Origin of the sequence: Mesorhizobium sp. M0496, from assembly GCF_040321205.1 — a bacterium.
Taxonomy (GTDB): domain Bacteria; phylum Pseudomonadota; class Alphaproteobacteria; order Rhizobiales; family Rhizobiaceae; genus Mesorhizobium.
Map to the genome: position 1 here is coordinate 46,371 of NZ_JAMYRC010000031.1, position 13,766 is coordinate 60,136.

General features: G+C 64.0%; 16 protein-coding genes. 11 read left to right on the forward strand and 5 right to left on the reverse strand.

The window, feature by feature from the left end; all coding sequences use genetic code 11:
• The first annotated feature begins 22 nt into the window (after window positions 1–22).
• Together NKI73_RS23380 and lhpI are read left to right on the forward strand one after the other, a co-directional pair.
• Window positions 23–391 carry a DUF1049 domain-containing protein gene (locus NKI73_RS23380; RefSeq protein ID WP_352633167.1) on the forward strand — a complete coding sequence of 123 codons (369 nt, stop codon included), beginning with the start codon at window positions 23–25 and terminating at the stop codon, window positions 389–391.
• Between the two features lie 37 nt (window positions 392–428).
• Window positions 429–1,394, forward strand: coding sequence for a bifunctional Delta(1)-pyrroline-2-carboxylate/Delta(1)-piperideine-2-carboxylate reductase (gene lhpI, locus NKI73_RS23385; RefSeq protein ID WP_352633168.1), 966 nt, complete (start codon window positions 429–431; stop codon window positions 1,392–1,394).
• Here lhpI and NKI73_RS23390 read toward each other — a convergent pair.
• The 3 genes from NKI73_RS23390 to NKI73_RS23400 form a co-directional block, all read right to left on the reverse strand.
• On the reverse strand, window positions 1,391–1,828 hold the full coding sequence (locus NKI73_RS23390) for an EVE domain-containing protein (protein ID WP_352633169.1): 438 nt from the start codon (window positions 1,826–1,828) through the stop codon (window positions 1,391–1,393). The genes lhpI and NKI73_RS23390 overlap by 4 nt on opposite strands.
• Entirely contained in the window at window positions 1,825–2,220 is a 396-nt protein-coding gene (locus NKI73_RS23395) for a VOC family protein (protein ID WP_352633170.1), read from the reverse strand. The genes NKI73_RS23390 and NKI73_RS23395 overlap by 4 nt, the downstream gene beginning before the upstream one ends.
• Window positions 2,221–2,294: 74 nt before the next feature.
• On the reverse strand, window positions 2,295–2,984 hold the full coding sequence (locus NKI73_RS23400; protein ID WP_352633171.1) for a helix-turn-helix transcriptional regulator: 690 nt from the start codon (window positions 2,982–2,984) through the stop codon (window positions 2,295–2,297).
• Window positions 2,985–3,120: 136 nt separating this feature from the next.
• Between NKI73_RS23400 and NKI73_RS23405 the strand changes: the two genes are divergently transcribed.
• The 6 genes from NKI73_RS23405 to olsB all read left to right on the forward strand — a co-directional run bounded on the left by NKI73_RS23405 (window position 3,121) and on the right by olsB (window position 10,123).
• Entirely contained in the window at window positions 3,121–4,212 is a 1,092-nt protein-coding gene (locus tag NKI73_RS23405; RefSeq protein WP_352633172.1) for an RsmD family RNA methyltransferase, read from the forward strand.
• Window positions 4,213–5,070, forward strand: a complete 858-nt coding sequence (locus tag NKI73_RS23410) for a TrmH family RNA methyltransferase (protein ID WP_352633173.1) — start codon at window positions 4,213–4,215, stop codon at window positions 5,068–5,070. It abuts the gene before it with no gap.
• A gap of 13 nt (window positions 5,071–5,083) precedes the next feature.
• Window positions 5,084–5,581, forward strand: a complete 498-nt coding sequence (gene lspA / locus NKI73_RS23415) for a signal peptidase II (RefSeq protein ID WP_352633174.1) — start codon at window positions 5,084–5,086, stop codon at window positions 5,579–5,581.
• A 66-nt stretch (window positions 5,582–5,647) separates the two neighbouring features.
• The gene (acuI, locus tag NKI73_RS23420) at window positions 5,648–6,637 is read left to right on the forward strand and encodes an acrylyl-CoA reductase (NADPH) (protein ID WP_352633175.1); all 990 of its coding nucleotides are present in this window, start codon (window positions 5,648–5,650) and stop codon (window positions 6,635–6,637) included.
• 143 nt (window positions 6,638–6,780) lie between these two features.
• Window positions 6,781–9,066: an ATP-binding protein gene (locus NKI73_RS23425; RefSeq protein WP_352633176.1), complete on the forward strand. Its 2,286-nt coding sequence runs from the start codon at window positions 6,781–6,783 to the stop codon at window positions 9,064–9,066.
• A gap of 181 nt (window positions 9,067–9,247) precedes the next feature.
• A complete protein-coding gene (olsB, locus tag NKI73_RS23430) occupies window positions 9,248–10,123 on the forward strand; it encodes a l-ornithine N(alpha)-acyltransferase (protein ID WP_352633198.1) in 876 nt (291 codons plus the stop codon).
• A 106-nt stretch (window positions 10,124–10,229) separates the two neighbouring features.
• On the opposite strand, the gene NKI73_RS23435 is transcribed toward olsB, so the two are convergent.
• Together NKI73_RS23435 and grpE are read right to left on the reverse strand one after the other, a co-directional pair.
• Window positions 10,230–10,862, reverse strand: coding sequence for a trimeric intracellular cation channel family protein (locus NKI73_RS23435; RefSeq protein WP_352633177.1), 633 nt, complete (start codon window positions 10,860–10,862; stop codon window positions 10,230–10,232).
• A gap of 98 nt (window positions 10,863–10,960) precedes the next feature.
• On the reverse strand, window positions 10,961–11,596 hold the full coding sequence (gene grpE / locus NKI73_RS23440) for a nucleotide exchange factor GrpE (protein ID WP_352633178.1): 636 nt from the start codon (window positions 11,594–11,596) through the stop codon (window positions 10,961–10,963).
• Window positions 11,597–11,835: 239 nt separating this feature from the next.
• On the opposite strand from grpE, the gene NKI73_RS23445 reads away from it, so the two are divergent.
• From NKI73_RS23445 to NKI73_RS23455, 3 genes are all read left to right on the forward strand, one after another.
• Complete coding sequence (locus NKI73_RS23445) at window positions 11,836–12,036, forward strand: hypothetical protein (RefSeq protein WP_352633179.1); 201 nt, start codon at window positions 11,836–11,838, stop codon at window positions 12,034–12,036.
• Window positions 12,037–12,134: 98 nt separating this feature from the next.
• Complete coding sequence (locus NKI73_RS23450) at window positions 12,135–12,515, forward strand: hypothetical protein (RefSeq protein ID WP_352633180.1); 381 nt, start codon at window positions 12,135–12,137, stop codon at window positions 12,513–12,515.
• A 216-nt stretch (window positions 12,516–12,731) separates the two neighbouring features.
• Window positions 12,732–13,754, forward strand: a complete 1,023-nt coding sequence (locus tag NKI73_RS23455; RefSeq protein ID WP_352633181.1) for a fatty acid desaturase — start codon at window positions 12,732–12,734, stop codon at window positions 13,752–13,754.
• The last annotated feature ends 12 nt before the right edge of the window (window positions 13,755–13,766 follow it).

The following is a 13,766-nucleotide window of genomic DNA, read 5'->3' on the forward strand; positions in this document are numbered from 1 at the left end:
CCAGCTTCCGACGGAAAACATCATGTTCAATCGCTTCATGCTCATCGTGATCTTCGTGCCCCTGGCGATCATCCTGATCGCACTCGCCGTTGCCAATCGCGAACTGGTCGCCTTCACGCTGGATCCGTTCAACCCCGGCAATCCGAAGCTGACTCTGACTTTGCCGCTGTTCATCTTCCTGTTCCTGGCGCTCGCCATCGGCATGATCGTCGGCAGCCTGGCAACCTGGGTCAAGCAGGGCCGCTACCGCAAGCTGGCGCGCCAGCGCGGCGTCGAGGCCGAGAACCTGCGCCAGGCGGTGAGCCGCGCGCCGACGGCACCGCAGAGCCCCGTCCAAGGATCGGCCCAAGGGTCGGCCCAAGGGGTGGCATTGCCGAAGCCGACCACTTGAACCGCCCGTCGGCGGTTTTGTCTCCACGGAGTTTTTCATGCTGACCATTTCGGCCGCTGAGGTCGACCATGCGCTGACCTTCCCCGGATTGGTCGAGACGCTGCGCACAGCGTTTCACGATGGTGCGGTACAGCCGGTCAGGCACCATCATACGATCGAGCGGCCAGATGGCGCGGCCTCCACCCTGCTTTTGATGCCGGCCTGGACCGATCTCAATGCGGCCGGCACGTCGGCCGGTGGTCATGTCGGCGTCAAGATCGTTACCGTTTCGCCCGACAACAACGCCATCGGCAAGCCTGCGGTGATGGGGCTCTATCTCCTGCTCAATGGCGCCACCGGCGAACCCGAAGCCTTGATCGACGGCCAGCGGCTGACCCAGTGGCGCACCGCCTGCGCTTCGGCGCTCGCGGCCTCCTATCTCGCCCGCGACGATGCCTCGCGGCTGCTCGTGGTCGGTGCCGGCGCGCTGTCGCCGTTCCTCGCCAAGGCGCATAGCGCCGTACGGCCGATCAAGTCCATCCGCATCTGGAACCGCACCCCGGCCAATGCCGAGAAGGTCGCGGCCGATCTGCGTGCCGAAGGCTTCGCGGCCAGCGCCGCGAGTGATCTCGATGCCGAGCTTGGGAAAACCGACATCGTCTCCTCCGCAACGATCACGACGACGCCATTGATCAAGGGCGCATTGTTGCGGCCGGGAACCCATGTCGACCTGGTCGGCGGCTTTACGCCGACGATGCGCGAAAGCGATGACGACGCGATCAGGCTCGCCCGCGTTTATGTCGACACCCGTGCCGGCGCCACCAAGGAAGCCGGCGACATCGTCCAGCCGCTGGCCTCCGGCGTCCTGAAACCGGAAGCCATCGTCGCCGATCTGCACGAACTGGCGCGTGGCCAGAAGAAAGGCCGCGAAAGCGCCGGCGAGATCACTCTGTTCAAGTCGGTTGGCGCGGCGCTCGAGGACCTTGCCGCCGGCATTGCGGTCTATAACGCGCTCAAGTCCTAGTTCACCGGTACAGCCAGTTTGGCGCCCATCGCCTCGGCGATCAGCGAAAAATCGTGCGCGCCGATCGGGAAGAGGCCAAAGCGAAGCTGATAGCCCCAGTTCGACTTGCCGACGGTGAAGTCCAGCCCGTCGAGCAGCGGCTTGATCGAGGTTTCCTCGGCCTTCGCCCACTCGACGTCGCGACGGAACGGCGTGAAACCGCCGCCCATGTCACCCTGATAAGGTTCGCCTTCCCGCACGGTGCCTATTGCGGTGAAAGCCTGCAAGCCGTCCTTTTCGCCCAGATTGGTGGTCGGCGAATCATAGACGATGCCATCGCTGGGCTTGACGCGACGCAGCGGTGCCGCCTTGCCGTGGTTGACCTGCATGAAGCCGGCGGCGCGGCCGCGCCGGACATGTTCGGCGGAGGCCACTGCGATCCAGTACGCGCTCATTTTTGTTCCCCATTGGCCTGTTCCCCATCGGACAGCCAGTAGACGCGCAGGCGATGATTGTCGGGATCGAGCGCAACGAAGGTGCGGCCGAAATCCATGTCGGTCGGCGTCTGCAGGATTGTCAGCCCGCGCCCGGACCAGTCGGCATGGGTGGCATCGACCGCATCGGGCGTATCCAGCGCAAAGACTATCTCGGCGCCACCGCCTGCCGCGGCCGCAGCCGGCTCGACCGTATGGCGCGACCAGAGGCCGAGCTTGAAACCAGCATCCAGCACGAACAGCACGAAGGTCGGCGAACTTTCGACCGGCTCACGACCGAGCAGCGCACTGTAGAAGGCGCCGCTCTGCTGCGGTTGGTCGACATAGAGGATGACGAAATTCGGGGTGGTCATGTCTGCTCTCCAAGGTTCGGTGGTTCGACTTGGCGAACATAGGATGCGCTACTGTCAGTTTCTGGCAGTAGCCGTCACGAACCACGCGGCTTGTCGAACGTCGCCCGCCATTCCTTCAGCAGCGTCTGGCGTCGGCGCGGGTAGCGCGCATCGGTGGCCTTGAGCTCGGCGATGCGATCGGCGCGAAAATGCCGGAAATCCTGCCGCATCTCGCACCACGCCACGACCACCCGCACCTTGTCGAAGAAGCCGAGCGCAAACGGCCAGACCACGCGTTCGGACGCGGCGCCGCCCGCGTCACGGTAGAGAAAGCCGAGCTTGCGCTCGTTGCGGATGGCCTGCCGCACGATACCGAGATCAATGCCCTCGGCGGCCGCGGCAGGAGGGCCGACCAGCAGTGTGCTCGCGTCGAGATCCTCGCGCAAATCGTCCGGCAGCACCGCGGCGATCTTGGCCAGCGCGTTGGCGGCGGCGGCCGAGAGACGCTGGTCCGGCTGCTTGGCGACCCAGCGCGAGCCGAGCACGATGGCTTCGATCTCCTCATCGCTGAACATCAGCGGCGGCAGCATGAAGCCGGGTTTGAGCACATAGCCCAGCCCCGCCTCACCCTCGATCGGCGCGCCCTGGCCCTGCAGCGTCGCGATGTCGCGGTAGAGCGTGCGGATCGAAATCCGGAGTTCATCGGCCAGAGCCTGCCCGCTCACCGGCCGGCGGTGCCGACGCAGCGTCTGGATCAGGTCGAGCAGGCGTTCGGAGCGGGACATCCAGCAGATTTGCCTGTTTCTTTGACATTGGTCCATCGCCGGCCGACATAAACCGGAAAGGCCGGCGTGTCGGACTTGGTTGCGAAGCCGGTTGCCCTATGTCAAAAGCGGCCACGCCGCTCGGAGTTGCCCCCGCTTGAAGTCTTTTCGCGACAAACGCCGCGACAACCGTCCGCATCCATCCGCCAAGGGTGCGGCGGACGTGTCACGTCCGCGTACCGGCCAGGTTCCTGCCAGACCGGACGCGCCACCGCGCGAGCGGCACGAGGCGAAGCCGGACAATCGTTCCGAGCCGGAATCGGCGCCGCGCGTCCTTGGCCGCCGCGAAGGCGCCCTGCCCACAGAACATCTTCCCGTGATCCTCGAAGTGGCGCCCAATGCCGATTATGCGCTGCTCGACAGCGGCGCCGGGCAGAAGCTCGAACAATACGGCCCTTACCGGATCGTGCGGCCCGAGGGCCAGGCGATCTGGCAAAAGGCCTTGCCGGCAAAAGACTGGGAGCGCGCCGACGCCGTCTTCACCGGTGACACCGACGAAGAAGGCATCGGCCGCTGGCGTTTCCCCAAGACGCCGCTCGGCGAGACCTGGCCGATGAAGCATGACGGCATCGACTATCTCGGCCGTTTCACCTCGTTTCGCCATGTCGGCGTCTTCCCCGAGCAGGCCTCCCACTGGGACCACATGGCCGGGCTGATCGCCGCGGCGAAGCGGCCGGTCAAGGTGCTGAACCTGTTTGGCTATACCGGCCTCGCCTCGCTGGTGGCGGCCCGCGCCGGCGCCGAGGTCACCCACGTCGATGCCTCGAAGAAGGCGATCGGCTGGGCCCGCGAGAACCAGGAGATGGCCGGCCTTGGCAGCAAGCCGATCCGCTGGATCGTCGACGATGCAGTGAAATTCGCCGAGCGCGAGGAGCGCCGTGGCAGCCGCTACGACATCATCCTGTTCGATCCGCCGGCCTATGGCCGCGGCCCCAAGGGCGAGGTCTGGCAATTGTTCGAGGACCTGCCTGATCTGACCGACCTTTGCCGTGCGATCCTGACCCCGAAACCGCTTGCCGTGGTGCTGACCGCCTATTCGATCCGCGCCTCCTTCTTCGCCATCCATGCCTTGATGCGCGATGCCTTTGCCGGCATGGGCGGCAACGTCGAATCGGGTGAGCTGATCATCCGCGAAAAGTCCGCCGGCCGGGCGCTTTCGACCTCGTTATTTTCGCGTTGGGTGGCCTGAATGAACGAACGGCATGCAGGCGCACCCGGGCAGGTGAAGGAAGTCACCAGCCTCGCCAATCAGCTGGTCAAGGACATCAAGGCGCTCGCGCAGAAGAAATTCCGCGACCAGCAGAACGCCTTCATGGCCGAGGGACTGAAGCTGGTCATCGATGCGCTCGATCTCGGCTGGCAGATCAGGACATTGGTTTTCGCCAAGGCCGGGCGTGGCAACGCGGCGGTGGAGAAGGTCGCCGCTCGCACGGTTGCCGCCGGCGGCATGGTGCTCGAAGTGTCGGAAAAGGTGCTGGTCGCCATCACCCGCCGCGACAATCCGCAAATGGTAGTCGGCGTCTTTTCGCAAAAATTCCTGGCGCTGAAGGATATCCGCGCCGACAATGGCGACGTCTGGGTGGCGCTCGACCGGGTGCGCGATCCAGGCAATCTCGGCACCGTCATCCGCACCGTAGATGCTGTCGGCGCCAAGGGCATCATCCTGGTCGGCGACACCACCGATCCTTTTTCCGTGGAGACGGTGCGCGCCACCATGGGTTCGATCTTTGCCGTGCCGGTGGCCAAAGCGACGACCGAGGCTTTCCTCGCCTGGCGAGGCGGCTTTTCAGGCCTCGTCGCCGGCACCCACCTGAAAGGCGCCGTCGACTACCGTTCGGTCGATTTTTCCCGCGGCCCCGTGCTGCTGATGATGGGCAACGAGCAGCAGGGGTTGCCCGAAAGCCTGGCTGCGAGTTGCGACAGGCTGCTCAGGATTCCGCAAGCGGGCCGCGCCGATTCGCTCAATCTGGCCGTTGCCACCGGCATCATGCTGTTCGAGATCCGGCGCGGCGCGCTGAAGCTCGAACCAATCATGGACCAGCAATGAAGGTTGCCCACCCGTGAGATCATGGTCTCCCTATGCATTGCTCGTCGTCGCGGCCATAGCGCTCGACCAGTGGATAAAACACCTGGTCGAGACCGGTCTCGCCTTTCAGGAAAAGCTCGACCTGGTGCCCTTCCTGGCGCTGTTTCGCACCTACAACACCGGCATCGCCTTCTCGATGTTCTCGTCCTTCGGCGACACCGGGCTGATCGTCATTTCGCTTGCGGTCGTTGCCTTCGTGCTGTTCCTGGCGACGCGGATCGCACCGTCCCAGATCCTCGCCCGCACCGGCTTTGCGCTGATCGTCGGCGGCGCGCTCGGCAATCTGATCGACCGCGCCGTCTACGGCCACGTCATCGATTACATCCTGTTCCACACGCCGGTCTGGTCCTTCGCCGTCTTCAATCTTGCCGACGCCTTCATCTCCGTGGGCGCGGCACTGGTCGTCTTAGACGAACTGTTCGGCTGGCGGCGCGAGCCCAGGTCTCCAAACGCCAAGCCTTCCAAAGATTGACCCCGTGCGGCCATCGCCGCACAGTCCATGTCGTCAAACAAGATCGCGGAGAAAGAGGAGAAAGAGATGTCCGAAACCTTCAAAGCCATCCTCATTTCGCGCGACGCCGAGAAAAAGCAGTCGGTAACCGTGACCGACCTCACCGAAGCCGACCTGATGGAAGGCGATGTCACCATCGCGGTCGAGGCGACGACGGTGAACTACAAGGATGGCCTGGCGATCACAGGCAAGGCGCCGGTGATCCGCCGCTGGCCGCTGGTGCCGGGCATCGATTTCGCCGGCACCGTCATCTCGTCTTCCCATCCCGACTGGCGCGCCGGAGACAAGGCCATCCTGAACGGCTGGGGCGTCGGTGAAACCCATTTCGGTGCTTATGCCGGCCGCGCCCGTGTCAAAGGCGACTGGCTGGTGCCGCTGCCGCACGGCATCAGCCCGCATGACGCCATGGCCGTCGGCACCGCCGGCTATACCGCCATGCTCTGCGTCATGGCGCTGGAGCGGCACGGCATCCTGCCCGATCGCGGGCCGGTGGTGGTGACGGGGGCGGCCGGCGGCGTCGGCTCGGTCGCGGTCTCGATCCTGTCCAGCCTCGGTTACCATGTCATTGCTTCCACCGGCCGCAATGCCGAAAGCCCCTATCTGATCAACCTTGGCGCCGCCGAAGTGATATCGCGCGACGAGCTGGCCCAGCCGGCCAAGCCGCTGGCCAAGGAGCGCTGGGCCGGTGGCATCGATGCCGTCGGCAGCCACACGCTGGCCAATGTGCTCTCGATGACATCCTATGGCGGCGCGGTCGCCACCTGCGGGCTGGCCGGCGGCATGGACCTGCCGACCAGCGTCGCCCCCTTCATCCTGCGCGGTGTCTCGCTGCTCGGCATCGACTCGGTGATGGCGCCGAAGGCGGTCCGCCTCGAGGCATGGCGGCGCATCGGCACCGACCTCGATCTGCAGAAGCTTGCCAACCTGTCCAGGACCATCGGGTTCGACGGCATCATCGACGCCGCGCGCGACATCGTCGACGGCAAGATCCGCGGCCGCGTCGTCGTGGACATGTGAACCCGCTCGACCGCCGGAAAAGACGGACGGAATTGCCGCACCTGATGGCAAATCCGCCGCAGCTGCGGCAAAAAGCGCCCATCCGCTAAAATTCGAACGATCCGCCGCAATTTTCCATAATCTCTGTCTGGCAAGGATTTCGCATGATCGCGGAATCCGGCAGCCAAGGGGCGGACACTGACGACGACGTCGGTGCGGCGCCGACGTCGACGCGGCGCTTTGTAGCCGCGCCGCCGCTGGTGCCTGAGCCGAAGCCCGCCAGGCGCGAAGGCCTTCCGTTTCTCGCCTTCGTCGCCATCATCGTGCTGGCGGGCCTGGCGCATCTGACCGGGGCGCCGGTCTTCATCAGCATCGCATTGCTGGCCACCGGCCTTGCCGGCCTTGCCATAGATCTGCGCGTCATGCGGAGCGAACACCGCACCGCTGCCCTTCTCGACGAGACCACCGCCCGCAGCCGCGCCGAGATCGAGACACTGGCCGATCGCATGTGGGAAATGCAGGAGAGCGAGGAACGCTTTCGCGGCCTGATCGACGCGCTTGGCGACCTCGTCATTCATCGCGACCGCGACGGCTACATCGTCTATGCCAACAAGGTCTTCGCCGATCTCGTCGAAACCGATCCACGCGACCTTGCCGGCAAGACCCTGGCGGAACTCGGCATCGATGTCGGCGTCGTTCCCGATGCCGCCTTTTCCGACCACGAGTGCCTGAGTTCCACCGATGTCGCCATCCGCACGCCGAGCGGGCCGCGCTGGTTCTCGTGGATCGAACTGTCGGTACGCGAAAAGGACAGCGGCGCCGTTTCGCATCGCGCCATCGCCCGCGACATCACCGCCCGCAAACGCGCCGAGTCGTCACTGATCACCGCACGCGAACGGGCCGAATATGCCAGCCAGGCCAAATCGCGCTTCCTCGCCACCGTCAGCCATGAAATTCGCACGCCGATGAACGGCATCATGGGCATGGCCAGGCTGCTGGCCGACACCAGCCTGTCGCCGGAACAGCAGACCTATGTCGGCGCCGTCTCGACCTCGGCCAGCGCATTGCTTGCCCTGATCGAGGATCTGCTCGACTACTCCAAGATCGAAGCCGGGCGCTTCGACCCGGAGCCGCAGCCGATATCGGTGCGCGAGATCGCCGACAACATCATCGAATTGCTGGCCGCGCGCGCCTTCGCCAAGGATATTGGGCTGGGCTGTCATGTCGAACCCGACGTACCGCAGTTGATCACCGCCGATCCGGGCAAGGTCAGGCAGGTGCTGCTCAACCTTATCGGCAACGCCATCAAGTTCACCGACAGCGGCGGCGTGTTGGTGAGCGTTGCGCGTGCGCGCACGGAAACCACCGACCGCATATGCTTCACCATCGCCGATACCGGTCCGGGCCTGCATGATGAGGACCTGGACCGCATTTTCGAGGAGTTCGAGCAAGCCGACGGCACATCGACACGTACGCATGGCGGGGCCGGCCTGGGCCTTGCCATCTCCAAACGCCTGGTGGCCGCCATGGGTGGCACGATCTCGGTATCCAGCCGGCTCGGCCAGGGATCCGAGTTCGTCTTCGAGATCCCGGCGACGGCGGCCACCGAAGCGCCGCAAGGCCGGCAGAACGCACTCTCGGGCAGGCGCGCGGTGATCCTGTCGAAAAACGCCGTCGAGGCCGACGCCATCGCCCGCACCATCCGCGCCAATGGCGGCACGGTCGACATCGCCACCACCGCCGCGCAGGCCGCGCCCTTCGCCGCCGGCTGCGATGCGCTTCTGGTCGATGCTGCCATGGAAGAAAGCGACGGAAAGCTGCTCAAGCGCTTGCGCCAGAGTGGTTTTTCCGACTGCGAGGCCATCACGCTGATCGCGCCGACCGACCGTGGCATGCTTGGCGAGTTCCGCGCCAGCGGCTACGCAACCTTCCTGGCCAGGCCGGTGCGCGGCGGAACGCTTCTGCGTGTGCTGTTGAGCAGCCATGCCCCCGGCCTCGCCCAGCCGCAACCGGAAAAGCGTGGCGCACCGACGCTTCGCGCCGTCGGCAACCGCCAGCGGGGCCTGTCGGTGCTGATCGCCGAGGACAATGACATCAATGCCATGCTGGCCCGCGCCACGCTGCTGAAAGCCGGACATCGCGTCGAGGTGGTCGGCAACGGCAAGGCCGCCGTTGAGGCTGTCACGGGTGCCGGGCACAAGCATCGCTTCGACGTGGTTCTGATGGATCTGCACATGCCGGTCATGGACGGACTGGACGCGATTGCCGCCATCCGCCGCCATGAGGAAGAAACCGCCGTGCCGCCGGTGCCTATCATGGTGCTGTCGGCCGACAGCCAGGAAAAGACCCGCCATTCGGTGTTGGCCCATGGTGCCAGCGGCTTTGTCACCAAGCCGCTCGACCCTGAGGCGCTGGTCAATGCCGTCGAGGGACAGGTCGTCGCGGCCTGAGCTTTCCACCGCCCATTCCACGCTGCGCGCTCACGTAACGTAGCCGGTTGATCGGATTCGCCAGCCGACGAAGTATTGCCCGCGACGTCGTATCACGGTACTGTCACAATCCTGTTGCACCTACACCGTATCCCCGTGCCAAGAGGGATGGCTCGAAGGAGAATCACTCGTGCATACAGTTATGCCGGAATGTGACACTCGGCCGAACGCCAGCAGCGCCTTGCTCGCCGGACGTAACGTCGATTCCGTCATAAAGGGCGCAGCACTGGGCCGTATCGGCAACCTCGAAGTGCGGCTCGCCCGCAACGAGGCCGAGATCGCGGCCGCGCAGGAAGTGCGCTACCGGGTGTTCTACGACGAACTTGGCGCCAGGAAGGATCTTTTCCAGGCCCATGACCGCCGTGACGCCGACCGCTTCGATCCGCTCTGCGACCATCTGCTGGTTTTGGATACCACGCTTTCCGGCCCCGAACATCGCCGCATCGTCGGCACCTATCGACTGCTGCGGCAAGAAATCGCGGCCGCGGCCGGAGGGTTCTATTCCGAGGGTGAGTTCGAGCTGACCAAGCTCATCGCCCGTCATCCCGGCCAGCGCTTTCTCGAACTGGGCCGCTCCTGCGTTTTGCCGGAATACCGCTCGAAGCGCACCATCGAGGCGTTGTGGCAAGGTATCTGGGCTTACATCAACCATTACGAAATCGGTGTGATGACCGGTTGTGCTTCCTTCCACGGCACGGTGCCGGCGGCGCATGCCGAGGCACTCACCTACCTCGCCCATCACTGCCGGACGAATTCGGCCTGGGATGTCCGCGCGGTGTCCGGGCGTTACTGCTCGATGGACCTGATGCCGATCGAGGCGGTCAACACCAAGGCGGCGATCGCGGCAATGCCGCCCTTGGTCAAGGGCTATCTACGCGTTGGCGCTCGCATCGGCGATGGCTGCGTCATCGACCGCGAATTCTCGACGGTCGACATCTTCGTCGTCATGCCGGTCAAGGAAATCGGCGCCCGCTACGTCAACTATTATGGCGGGGAAGCCCAGCGCTTCGCGGCGTGATAGCGAATAGCGAATAGCGAATAGCGAATAGCGAATAGCGAGAACTACGCCGCAATCCTGCGGGCTGCTATCCCTATTCGCTACTCCCTATTCGCTATTCGCTCCTTCACGGAATATCTTCCGGCCGCCGGCCGGGTCGGCCCTTGTAGGACGGAAACGACCAGCCGAATTTGAGCGCGCCGCCGCGCACAAGGAACGCCGCCGCAAAACCGGCGAGGTCCGAGGTAAAAGGCGGCAGTCCGGCAAGATCGCCAAGTGTATAGAGGCCGGCACCCGCAAGGGCTGCCGTGACGTAGATTTCGGGCCTGAGCAGCACCGATGGCTCGCCGGCCAGGAGATCGCGCAGAATGCCGCCGAACGTGGCGGTGAGCACGCCGGTGATGACCGAGACGACCGGCGAACCGGTAATCGCCAGTCCCTTGGCGGCGCCCATCACCGAAAAGGCGGCGAGCCCGACGGCGTCGAGCCAGAGCAGCCATTTCCAGCGCGATTCGACACGATGCGCGCTGAAGAAGACCAGCACCGCAACCACGGCGCAGATCAGCACATAGCTGGAATTGGCGACCCAGAAAACCGGCAGGTTGAGGATGACGTCGCGAAGCGTGCCGCCGCCTATCCCGGTGACGCTGGCCAGGAACAGGAAACCGATAATGTCGAGCTGCTTGCGCGAAGCCGCAAGCGCTCCGGTCGCGGCGAAGACCGCGACACCGGCATAATCGAGAAGCGCGATGGGGTTCATGAAGTAGGGATTAGGGACTAGGCAGTATGAATAGCACGAAGCCGCGCGATTGATACGACTGCCCTAGTTTCCCTACTGCCTACTGCCTGTTCCCTACCTCACGCATCTTTCTCGGCCTGTTCATTGACAGGCCCCGGCTCGACCGGCGCTTCAGCGGCGGCAAGCTTCGGACCGCCCTTGGCGACGCCGACCATGGCTGGGCGCAGCACTCGATCGCCGATCGAATAGCCCGGCTGCACGACCTGGACCACGGTGTTGGCCGGAACATCCGGATTGGGCACTTCGAACATCGCCTGGTGGAAATTGGGATCGAACTTCTCGCCTTCAGGCGCGAGCTTCTTGACCCCGTGCCGTTCCAGCGCCGACAGCATGGCGCGCTCGGTCAAGTCGACGCCTTCGATCAACGCCTTGAAGCCGGCGTCACCCGACGCCTTGGCCTCGGCTGGAATCGCGTCCAGCGCGCGGCGCAGATTGTCCGACACCGACAGCATGTCGCGAGCGAAATTCGCGACCGCGTAGGTACGCGCGTCGTGCACGTCGCGCGCTGTGCGGCGACGCAGGTTTTCCATCTCGGCCGCCACGCGCAACGCGCGGTCCTTTAATTCTTCATTTTCCTTCAGCAGCCGCACAAGGGCTTCATAGTCGCCGTCGATGCTGCCTTCCGTGCGCTCGGCATTGGCCTCGGTCGCCTCGACTTCATCGGGCGCGCCTTCGTCTTTTGCCTGGTCGCTCATCGCCGTTTCCCGTCAATCTCGAATGATATGGATTTTGAGCCCGATATCGAGGTTTGGCGGCCAAAAATCAAGGGGTAAGCGATTGTGGGAGGCTGTCGGCCAAGGCTGGACAACGACGGCAAGACATTTCGATTTTAATTCAAACTTTACCCTAACCGCCGGCTTTGCTTGCCACAAAGGCGTGATGCGGGAACCATTCCCTTGCTGGAGGAGTTTCGAAGCCAACACAGGATTTTGAGATGATGACCCGTAAAAAGGCCGAAAAGGCAGAACGGCTGGCCGCCGAGGTCAGACGCCAGTTCGGCGCCGAGGCGATCACCCGCTTTATGCGCACCTTGCCCGCCTTCCGCACCGAGGCCGACATTCCTGACCGATTCAGAAAACTGCTCGACCGCCTCGACGTGGCGGAGAAAAGTGACGTCAGCTGGCGCCGACGGTAACGAGACAGCCGATCTTGGCAGCAACCCTCTATCAGCAATAGCCTGAGTGAGCCGAACCATCTAAGGATAGATGTGTTGAGGTTCAAATGGAGGACGTAATGCGCAAGGTTTCGGTCACCTCATTGTTATCGGCGCTTGTCGGCCTCGGCGCCGTCACCCTGGTGGCTTTTCCGGCACAAGCAGACAATCTGCAGCTGCAACTGGGCAAACATGGCCCGCGGCTGAAGCTCATGGAAGATTGCAATCCCGCCTATGACGATTGCGAAGGCCCTCGTCGCGATGATCGACGCGACCGCCGTCAGTCACGAGGCTGCACGGAGGACCGCGCTCTCGACAAGGCGGAGCGAATGGGCATCCGTCGGGCAAGGATAGAGTCCTTCGGCCGCCGGCAGATCACGGTCCGCGGTAGACAGGATGGCGACCGCGTACGCGTGACTTTTGGAACCGAGCGCGGCTGTCCCATCCTTGATCGCGACTAGGGATCGGCCCAAAACTGGAAAACTCGATGCTCGAACGACCAAGAGAGCATCGGGTTCCCGAACGACTGGGCTTGAAAGCCCGCCGCTTCAAGGAAGAGCCATCAAGCGGGTCGAGCTGCCGTTGGTGGGCTCGACAGCCAGCCACGCGACAATTACGCACAGTAATTTTGCGTGATCTTGTCTTGCGGTGGTGGGACACCCCGCCTATGCTTCCTGATGAACATGATTTCCCCTGAGGCGGTCGCCAACAGCAAGCGCGCCTGGCTAAAGATTCTGGCGCGCTACAAGAAGCCTGACAGGCGGCGTAGCGCCGTCGAGCTCGCCATCACTCTCATTCCGTTCACTGTGCTCTGGGGACTGTCCTCGGCGGCCTATGCCTATGGCCATTGGTGGGGACTGATCCTGATCCTTCCCGCGGCCGGGTTTCTGGTGCGCATCTTCATGATCCAGCACGATTGTGGCCATGGCTCCTTCTTCGCCAATCGATACGCGGACGACTGGATCGGCCGCGCTCTCGGCATCCTGACGCTGACACCCTACGACTGCTGGCGGCGCGCTCACGCGACGCACCATGCCAGCGCTGGCAATCTTGACGAACGCGGCATGGGCGACATCAGGACGCTGACCGTTGCCGAATACCGGCAGATGTCATGGCGAGGCCGCCTTGCCTACCGTCTCTATCGCCACCCGCTGGTGATGTTCGGGCTCGGGCCGATCTGGCTGTTCATCTTCGAGCAAAGGCTGCCCGTCGGCATGATGCGCGGCGGGCTGACACCCTGGGTGTCGTCGATGACCACCAATCTTGGCATCGCGATTGCAGCAGCAATCCTCATCTGGTTCGTCGGCCCCGGCGCGTTCCTGGTGGTCCATCTGCCGATCGTCATCCTCGCCGGTTCGGCCGGCATCTGGCTGTTCTACGTCCAGCATCAGTTCGAGGAAACGGAATGGGCAAAGGACGCCGACTGGGAATTCCAGCACGCCGCCCTGCATGGCTCATCCTATTACGACCTGCCGCCGGTGCTGAACTGGCTCACCGGCAATATCGGTGTCCATCACGTCCACCACCTCTCGGCCAAGGTTCCGTGCTACCGGCTGCAGGAAGTGCTGCGGGATTATCCGGAACTGCGCGGCATCGGCCGCGTCACGCTGCTCGAAAGCCTGCGATGCGTCAAGCTGGCGCTATGGGACGAAAACCGCCGGAAGCTGGTGTCGTTCCGCGAGGCGCTGGCGGCGGCCTAAGCAATTCCAGGA

Excerpts from the sequence above, each read along its gene's own strand:
- NKI73_RS23380 (WP_352633167.1), top strand. The coding sequence starts at position 23 with ATGTTCAATCGCTTCATGCTCATCGTGATCTTCGTGCCCCTGGCGATC.
- lhpI (WP_352633168.1), top strand. The coding sequence starts at position 429 with ATGCTGACCATTTCGGCCGCTGAGGTCGACCATGCGCTGACCTTCCCC.
- NKI73_RS23390 (WP_352633169.1), bottom strand. The coding sequence starts at position 1,828 with ATGAGCGCGTACTGGATCGCAGTGGCCTCCGCCGAACATGTCCGGCGC.
- NKI73_RS23395 (WP_352633170.1), bottom strand. The coding sequence starts at position 2,220 with ATGACCACCCCGAATTTCGTCATCCTCTATGTCGACCAACCGCAGCAG.
- NKI73_RS23400 (WP_352633171.1), bottom strand. The coding sequence starts at position 2,984 with ATGTCCCGCTCCGAACGCCTGCTCGACCTGATCCAGACGCTGCGTCGG.
- NKI73_RS23410 (WP_352633173.1), top strand. The coding sequence starts at position 4,213 with ATGAACGAACGGCATGCAGGCGCACCCGGGCAGGTGAAGGAAGTCACC.
- acuI (WP_352633175.1), top strand. The coding sequence starts at position 5,648 with ATGTCCGAAACCTTCAAAGCCATCCTCATTTCGCGCGACGCCGAGAAA.
- NKI73_RS23425 (WP_352633176.1), top strand. The coding sequence starts at position 6,781 with ATGATCGCGGAATCCGGCAGCCAAGGGGCGGACACTGACGACGACGTC.
- olsB (WP_352633198.1), top strand. The coding sequence starts at position 9,248 with ATGCCGGAATGTGACACTCGGCCGAACGCCAGCAGCGCCTTGCTCGCC.
- NKI73_RS23435 (WP_352633177.1), bottom strand. The coding sequence starts at position 10,862 with ATGAACCCCATCGCGCTTCTCGATTATGCCGGTGTCGCGGTCTTCGCC.
- grpE (WP_352633178.1), bottom strand. The coding sequence starts at position 11,596 with ATGAGCGACCAGGCAAAAGACGAAGGCGCGCCCGATGAAGTCGAGGCG.
- NKI73_RS23445 (WP_352633179.1), top strand. The coding sequence starts at position 11,836 with ATGATGACCCGTAAAAAGGCCGAAAAGGCAGAACGGCTGGCCGCCGAG.
- NKI73_RS23450 (WP_352633180.1), top strand. The coding sequence starts at position 12,135 with ATGCGCAAGGTTTCGGTCACCTCATTGTTATCGGCGCTTGTCGGCCTC.
- NKI73_RS23455 (WP_352633181.1), top strand. The coding sequence starts at position 12,732 with ATGAACATGATTTCCCCTGAGGCGGTCGCCAACAGCAAGCGCGCCTGG.